General features: G+C 60.5%; 7 protein-coding genes. 3 read left to right on the top strand and 4 right to left on the bottom strand.

Annotation, left to right across the window (positions count from 1 at the left end; all coding sequences use genetic code 11):
- On the top strand, positions 1-305 hold a 305-nt coding region (locus ACH2EM_RS05290; protein ID WP_395151091.1), incomplete at its 5' end, for an aminotransferase class I/II-fold pyridoxal phosphate-dependent enzyme.
- A gap of 79 nt (positions 306-384) precedes the next feature.
- The gene (locus tag ACH2EM_RS05285; RefSeq protein ID WP_395151090.1) at positions 385-1599 is read left to right on the top strand and encodes an NADP-dependent isocitrate dehydrogenase; all 1215 of its coding nucleotides are present in this window, start codon (positions 385-387) and stop codon (positions 1597-1599) included.
- Positions 1600-1773: 174 nt separating this feature from the next.
- Here the strand turns inward: ACH2EM_RS05285 and tsaD are convergent, their stop codons facing one another.
- From tsaD to polA, 3 genes are read right to left on the bottom strand one after another with little or no spacing between them, the layout of a single operon-like run.
- Positions 1774-2787, bottom strand: coding sequence for a tRNA (adenosine(37)-N6)-threonylcarbamoyltransferase complex transferase subunit TsaD (tsaD, locus tag ACH2EM_RS05280; RefSeq protein WP_395151089.1), 1014 nt, complete (start codon positions 2785-2787; stop codon positions 1774-1776).
- 44 nt (positions 2788-2831) lie between these two features.
- On the bottom strand, positions 2832-3290 hold the full coding sequence (gene rimI, locus ACH2EM_RS05275; RefSeq protein ID WP_395151088.1) for a ribosomal protein S18-alanine N-acetyltransferase: 459 nt from the start codon (positions 3288-3290) through the stop codon (positions 2832-2834).
- A 21-nt stretch (positions 3291-3311) separates the two neighbouring features.
- Complete coding sequence (polA, locus tag ACH2EM_RS05270) at positions 3312-5831, bottom strand: DNA polymerase I (RefSeq protein WP_395151087.1); 2520 nt, start codon at positions 5829-5831, stop codon at positions 3312-3314.
- Between the two features lie 145 nt (positions 5832-5976).
- Between polA and dusB the strand changes: the two genes are divergently transcribed.
- Entirely contained in the window at positions 5977-6951 is a 975-nt protein-coding gene (gene dusB / locus ACH2EM_RS05265) for a tRNA dihydrouridine synthase DusB (RefSeq protein ID WP_395151086.1), read from the top strand.
- 7 nt (positions 6952-6958) lie between these two features.
- Here the strand turns inward: dusB and ACH2EM_RS05260 are convergent.
- Positions 6959-7188: YfbR-like 5'-deoxynucleotidase (locus ACH2EM_RS05260; RefSeq protein ID WP_395151085.1), on the bottom strand; the 230-nt coding region annotated here is incomplete at its 5' end.

Here is a 7188-nt window from a genome sequence, read left to right as displayed (position 1 = left end):
CCCAGTTTATGATGGAGTGTTTGGACCAAAAGCTGGCAGGGCGCATCCGATACCAAAAACCGGAGGGCGGTATGTTTTTGTGGGCTACTCTTCCCGAAGGGATGGACGGCCAGGACTTTGCCGCCCGCTGCCTTGCCCACAAGCTGGCAGTGGTGCCGGGCAGCGCCTTCTATACCCAGGACGGCCCCTGTAACAGCGTGCGGCTGAATTTCTCCACCCCCAGCCTGGAACAAATCCGGCAGGGTGTGGACATTATGGACCAGGTTTTGACGGAAATGGGCTGTGCGGCCCCTGCCTCCTGTTAAAAAAAGAGCCGGATTTAACCCCGGCCTTCGTTACTAAAAAACAATGCCAAGAACGACAAAGAAAGAGAGGGACCTTTCCATGGAAAAAATCAAGATGACTACCCCCCTGGTGGAGATGGACGGCGACGAGATGACCCGTATTCTCTGGAAGCGCATTAAAGAGGAGCTGCTGGAGCCCTTTGTGGAACTGAATACAGAGTATTACGACCTGGGCCTGCCCAACCGGGACGCCACCGGCGACCAGGTAACTATGGATGCAGCACTGGCCAACAAAAAATACGGCGTTTCGGTAAAATGTGCCACCATTACCCCCAACGCCCAGCGTATGACCGAGTACAACCTGCACCAGATGTGGAAAAGCCCCAACGGCACCATCCGGGCAGTGCTGGACGGCACCGTGTTCCGTGCGCCCATCCTGCTGGACTGCATCAAACCAGTGGTAAAAACCTGGACCAAGCCCATTACCATTGCCCGCCATGCCTACGGCGATGTATACCGTGGCAGCGAGATGCGCATTACCACCCCCGGCCGGGCCGAGCTGGTGTTCACCGCCGCCGATGGCACCCAGCAGCGCCAGACCGTGTACGATTTTGAGGGCCCCGGTGTGTTGCAGGGCACCTACAATAAGGATTCTTCCATCCAGAGCTTTGCCCGCAGCTGCTTTAACTACGCACTGTCCACCAAGCAGGATTTGTGGTTCTCCACCAAGGACACCATCAGCAAGCAGTACGACCACACCTTTAAGGATATCTTTGAGGAAATCTACCAGGCAGAATACAAGGAGCAGTTCCAGCAGGCTGGCATCTCCTATTTCTATACCCTGATTGACGACGCAGTGGCACGGGTCATCCGCAGCGAGGGTGGCTTTATCTGGGCCTGCAAAAACTACGACGGCGATGTGATGAGCGATATGGTCTCCACCGCCTTTGGCAGCCTGGCCATGATGACCAGCGTTCTGGTAAGCCCGGACGGCTGCTACGAGTACGAGGCAGCCCATGGCACCGTAACCCGCCATTACTACCGCTATCTGGAGGGCGAAGCAACCTCCACCAACCCCATGGCCACCATCTTTGCCTGGACCGGCGCACTGGCCAAGCGAGGCGAGCTGGACGGCAACCAGCCTCTGGTGGACTTTGCACAAACGCTGGAGCGTGCCTGCCTGGATACTCTGTCCAGCGGCATCATGACCAAGGATCTGTGCGGTCTGGCCGAGGGGGTACAGGTGCAGCCTGTTACCAGCGATGAATTCCTCAAGGCCATCCGGGCCAATCTGGAGCAAAAGCTGGCCCAGTAACATCCGGCAGGGGCGGCCAAGGGGTTTGGCTGCCTGCATCCGTTTGTAAAACATCCAATAGAAAAGGGCCTCCCCCGGCTATCTGGCTGGGGGAGGCCCTTTGTGTGTTTGAGAATAATGTTACGGCGTTACGGCGCAAACTGCCGGGCAACCATCCGGATGCTGCAAAAAGCTTTACAGGCTGGTGTAGTCGATGGGCAGTGTGGGCAGGCCGTTCAAATCCAGCCCGGCGGTGTTGCCCTGCTGCAATTCGTAAAAGCCCTGGGCGGCAATCATGGCGCCATTGTCTCCGCAGAACTTGAGCTGGGGCAGAAAGACCTTTGCGCCCAGTGCCTGGGCACCGTCATTTACCAGGCTGCGCAGCAGACCATTGGCGGCCACACCACCTGCCAGGCAGATGGAGGTGGCTCCGGTGTCCTTGGCGGCCAGCAGCAGCTTGTCCGCTAAAATCTGGTCAATGCGCCGCTCAAAGCTGGCGGCCATGTCCGCCACATTCACCGGATGGCCCCGCATCTCGCCCTGGTTTACGGCGTTCAGTACGGCGGTTTTCAAGCCGGAAAAGCTTACATTGTAGCGGCCCTCCACATGGGGTACCGGCAGCTTGTAGGCCTTGGGGTCACCGCTGCGGGCTGCCTTGCTGATGGCAGGGCCACCGGGATAGCCCAGGCCCAGGGTGCGGGCTACCTTGTCGAAGGCTTCGCCGGCGGCGTCGTCCACCGTGCGGCCCAGCACCCGAAAGCGGGTGTAGTCGTCCACCTGCACAATGTGGCTGTGGCCGCCGCTGGCCACCAGGCAGAGAAAGGGCGGTTTCAAATCTGGGTGGGTGAGGTAGAGGGCGGCAATGTGACCCCGCAGGTGGTGCACCGGAATCAGGGGCTTGCCCCAAGTGTAGGCAAGGCCCTTGGCAAAGTTTACGCCCACCAGCACGGCCCCAATCAGGCCGGGGGCAAAGGTGACGGCAATACCGTCCAGCTGGTGGGGGGCAAGGCCCGCCTGGCTGAGGGCCTGCTGGGCCACAGCACTGATGCTTTCGGCATGGCGGCGGCTGGCGATTTCCGGCACAACGCCCCCATACAGGGCCTGTTCTGCCACGCTGGTGGCCACCACATTGCTTACCAGACGGCGGCCGTCCTCCACCACTGCTGCGGCGGTTTCGTCGCAGCTGCTTTCAATTCCGAGAATATACATAAAGGCTTAGTTCCTTCCAATTAAAATCCGTTGCAGGGCAGCGGTCAGGGCAGGGTGCGGCACATAACCAGACCATCCTCCCGGGGGTCTGCGTAAAAGTTACGCCGGCGGCCCGCCTCTGCAAAGCCCAGCTGCCGGTACAGCTGCTGGGCGGCCAGATTGGAGGCCCGCACCTCCAAAAAGGCGGCCTGTGCTCCCTGTGCAGTCAGTTCTGTAAGGCAGTGGTCCAGCAGGCAGCGGCCCACCCCCTGCCTGCGCAGCTGGGGATGGGTGGTAAGGGTGTACAGGCTGGCTTCACCGGCTGCCAGCTGCCAGGCTGCCAGGCCTGCCACCTGCCCGGTTTGGGGATGGAGGGCCACAAACAGCCGGGCAGCCCCGCCGGACTGCTGGCAGTCCAGTTCCTCTTGCAGCTGGGCCAGGGTCCAGGGGTCCTGGGCGCTTTGTTCAATGAGGGCACACTGGGCCAGATGCTCCGGGCCCAGTGGCAGAATGGTGTATTCCATCGAGTGGCTCCTTTTTGGCAATCAGTGGGATTCCAGCCAGTTGGCACCCTGGTGCACATCCGCTGTGAGGGGGACGGAGTACTGCACAGCGCCCTCCATCTCCTCTTTCAGAATACGGGCGGCCTGCTGGGCTTCCTCCAGGGGAGCTTCCACAATCAGTTCGTCGTGTACCTGCAAAATCAGCCGGGCGGCAAGGCCCTCGGCCCGCAGCCGCTTCCACACCCGCACCATGGCCAGCTTAATCACATCCGCTGCGGTGCCCTGAATGGGGGTGTTCATGGCCATCCGTTCGCCCAGACCCCGGACGGCAAAGTTCTTGCTGGCCAGTTCCGGCAAGGCCCGGCGGCGGCCAAAGAGGGTGGTCACATAGCCCTGCTCCCGCCCGTGGGCGATGGTATCGTCCATGTACTGCTTAACACCAGGGAAGGTGGCCAGATAGTTTTTGATGAAGGCGTCGGCTTCCTTTACCGTTACATGAATGTCCCGGGAAAGGCTGAATGCACTGATGCCGTACACAATGCCAAAGTTTACCGCCTTGGCCGAGGAGCGCAGGGCAGGGGTGACCTGTTCCATGGGCAGACCGTAAATTTTGGCGGCGGTGCTCCGGTGGATGTCCTGTCCTTCCAAAAAAGCATGGCGCATGGACTCATCGCCGGAGATGTGCGCCAGCAGCCGCAGCTCAATCTGGCTGTAATCCGCATCCACCAAAGTGCAGCCGGGCCGGGCCACAAAGAACTGGCGCAGCCGGCTGCCCAGCTCGGTGCGGATGGGGATGTTTTGCAGGTTGGGCTCGCTGGAGGAAAGCCGCCCGGTGCGGGCTTCGGTCTGGTTGAAGGTGGAGTGCATCCGGCCATCTGGGCCAATGACCTTTAAAAGACCCTCCACATAGGTGGAGTTCAGCTTTTGGTAGGTGCGGTACTGGAGAATATAGTCAATGACCGGGCTTTGATCCCGCAGGCTTTCCAGAGTTTCCGCATCGGTGGAATAACCGCTCTTGGTTTTTTTGCGGGGCGGCAGACCCAGTTTTTCAAACAAAGCCTGGCCCAGCTGCTTGGGGCTGTTCAGGTTGAACTCATAGCCCACCATCTCGTAAACGGATTTCAGGCAGCCTTCCAGCGCCAGCTTCAATTCCTGGCCAAAGGCTTCCAGTCCCTGCCGGTCCACCAGCATGCCGGTGCGCTCCATGTCTGCCAATACCAGGGCCAGGGGCAGCTCAATGTCTGCCAGCAGGGGGGCCATGCCTTCCTGTTCCACGGTTTCTTTCAATTGCCGATACAGCCCTTCCAGCTGGCCAGCCTGGGGGTGCTCCGGGCACAGAAAAGCACTTTGCACCCCGTATTCTGCACAAAGCTGGTCCACTGCATAGCCGCTGGCGGCAGGGTTTAGCAGGTAAGCGGCCAGCTTGGCGTCAAACTGCACTGCCTTGCCCACGCTGCCTCGCTCCAAAGCCAGGTGGAATAGTGGTTTTGCATCGAACACCCAGAGGGTGCAGTCGCTGTCTGCCAGGCGAACCAGAGCGTCCTCGTCCAGAGAGTACACCTGCTGGCCCTGTACGGCGTACCAGCCGGTTTCGTCCTGGGCCACACAGAAGGCGCCCTCCGTCACAAGGGGCAGCGGCTGGCAGACCACCTGTTCCAGGGGGGCGGCATCCTGGGCAGGAGCGGCAGAGCCTGCCTCCAGCCCCAGCCGTTCCACCAGGCTGTGCATCTCCAGCTCTGCCAGCAGGGCGGCAGCGGCTGCGGCATCCCCCGGCTGGCGGAGGTAGCAGCCAGGCTGGGTATCCACCGGAATCTGGCAGTTGATGGTGGCCAGCTGGTGGGAAAGCAGGGCCTGTTCCCGGCTGGCGGTGAGCTTGGTGCGCACGCCGGGCTTGATGGCGCTGTCCTCCAGATGCTCATACACCCCTTCCAGGGTGCCAAAGGTTTGAATCAGGGCCAGGGCGGTTTTTTCGCCAATACCTGCCACACCGGGAATGTTATCGGAGGTATCGCCCATCAGGCTTTTTACCTCAATCAGCTGCCGGGGGCTTACGCCATACTTTTCTTCCACAGCGGCCTTGTCCATCACGATGGTTTCGCTGCGGCCCATCCGGCTGGAGGCCAGCAGCACCGTAACATGGTCGTTTACAAGCTGGAGGCTGTCCCGGTCACCGGTGGCCAAAAAACACGCATCCCCCCGCTGGGCCGCAGCGGCGGAAAGGGTGCCCAGAATGTCGTCTGCCTCGTAGCCTTCCAGCGATACCATGGCAAAGCCCAGATAGCCCAAAAGCTCCTTGAGCACCGGCATCTGCTGGGCCAGCTCCTGGGGCATCCCCTTGCGGGTGGCTTTGTAGCCGTCGTACATCTTATGCCGGAAGGTGGGGGCCTTTAGGTCAAAGGCGATGGCCACCTCGTCCGGCTGCACCTCCTTGAGCAGGCCCAGAAGGATATTCATAAAGCCATAAATGGCATTGGTATAGCGGCCATCCTTGGTGGTCAGCAGCTTAATGCCGTAAAAGGCACGGTTTACAATGCTGTTGCCATCCAAAACCAGCAATTTCATACAATTAACCTCCAAATTCGGGTGCTTGCGCCGTTGATACCAACGGCCGGTTCCAATTCAGTATACCACAGCCGGTGGTTTTATGGTACAATAAACCCTGGATTTGTGCGCCCCTTTGGGGTGCTTGCGTATAAAAGGAGTTCTTATGCAGATCAAACATCTTACCTTTGAGCCGGGGGCTGTGCTGGCCCCCATGGCAGGCTTTACCGATGCAGCCTGCCGCCGCTTGGCAGCTCGCCACGGTGCGCTGTATACCATCACCGAGATGGTCAGTGCCAAGGCCCTGACCTTTGGGGATAAAAAAAGCGCCCAGCTGATGTACAACGGGCAGAACGATGCACCCTATGGCATTCAGCTGTTTGGCGCAGAGCCGGAAACCATGGGCCAGGCGGCCCAGCTGATTGCGGACCAGCCCTATGATTTGCTGGACATCAACATGGGCTGCCCTGCCCCTAAAATTGTATCCAGCGGGGCAGGCAGCCGCCTGATGCTGGACCCGGACAACTGCGGCCGCATTGTGGAAGCCGTGGTGGCCCAAACCGGCGGCCGCCCTGTAACCGTAAAGATGCGGGCAGGCTGGGATGCAGACCACCGGAATGCGGTGGAGGTGGCCAAGGCCTGCCAGCAGGCAGGGGCCAGCCTGGTGGCGGTGCATGGCCGCACCCGAGAGCAGATGTACCAGCCCGGCACAGTGGACTGGTCGGTGATTGCCGCCGTAAAGCAGGCGGTGCAGATTCCTGTATTGGGCAACGGCGACATTGCCAGCGCCCAGGACGCAGTGGAGATGGTAAAGGCCACGGGCTGTGACGGTGTAATGGTGGGCCGGGCCGCTTTGGGCGACCCTTGGCTGTTTGAGGAAATCCGGGCTGCTCTCAATGGCCGCCCCCTGCCAGAAAAACCCACCCTGCGCCAGCGGCTGGAGGCTCTGCGTACCCAGGTATATGATATGTGTGAGGAAAAGGGGGAATGGGTGGCCATGCCCCAGGCCCGCAGCCAGGCCCTGCACTATATGCGGGGGTTGAAGGGCGCCGCTACTCTGCGCCGGGCCTGCTGCCAGCTGAGCCACTATGAGGATTTGGACGATTTGTTCGAGCTGGTGTACCGGGAAGGCAACCGGTAAGTCTGTTTTACAGCCCCGTTTCGCTGCCGCAGGTCAGCTCATCCAGCGTTTGGGTGTAGCAGGGGAGCATCCGCTCCAAAAAGTAATCCGCCTCGGGGCAGTGCATATCTGCGAGGGCTTCCCGCTGCTGGGCCATGGCGGCGGCAAACTCCCGGTTGCCGGCCTGCACTTCCTCCATACATTTAATGAGGGCACTCAGCCGGTCGGCGGCTTTCAGCAGCCGCTGCTCCGCTTCGG

Origin of the sequence: uncultured Allofournierella sp., assembly GCA_944382705.1 — a bacterium.
In the GTDB taxonomy this organism is placed as follows: domain Bacteria; phylum Bacillota; class Clostridia; order Oscillospirales; family Ruminococcaceae; genus Allofournierella.
This window is presented reverse-complemented; position numbering and strand designations above follow the sequence as displayed.